Genomic DNA, 440 nt, shown 5'->3' with positions numbered 1-440 from the left:
TGGTAGAACAAGCGCTTAAACGCAACCCTAGAGCAACCTTCCCCGACATTGACAAAATCGTTCCTCTTCCTCCGGCTGAACTCCCCGAATGGGATGGCACCTTTGAATATCAAACACAACAGCACTAAAACCGACGCAATCTTTGGGAAAATTGTATGTTGAAGATAATAAAATATTGGCGTGCTTTAGGTGGCATGATGGTGGTGATTTTCTTAGTTGGCTGCGAACCCAGTGCCAACATAAATGATACCTTAAAACAATTTCAATTTAGCTGTGTTCACGAAAGTAGCCTGTTGCCGCCACTCGACCCAGAAGCTGATATCTGGTTTCAGCAAGCAAGAAAACTGCAAATACAAAAAGGCCCCAAAGATTTTGCGCGTATTGCTTTACTGTATCGCCAAGCTGCTGAAAAAAAACATTATAAGGCCATGGGAAATTTA

1 protein-coding gene and 1 pseudogene are annotated in these 440 nt (G+C 42.7%); both read left to right on the top strand.

Annotated features, from left to right (window positions below):
- A partial coding sequence (locus OOA_RS21020; RefSeq protein WP_008912663.1) for a DUF6396 domain-containing protein occupies positions 1-128 on the top strand: 128 nt, incomplete at its 5' end.
- 27 nt (positions 129-155) lie between these two features.
- Positions 156-440: pseudogene (locus OOA_RS13235) on the top strand (SEL1-like repeat protein); the annotation flags it as partial.

Source organism: Providencia burhodogranariea DSM 19968, assembly GCF_000314855.2.
GTDB lineage: Bacteria > Pseudomonadota > Gammaproteobacteria > Enterobacterales > Enterobacteriaceae > Providencia > Providencia burhodogranariea.
This window is presented reverse-complemented; position numbering and strand designations above follow the sequence as displayed.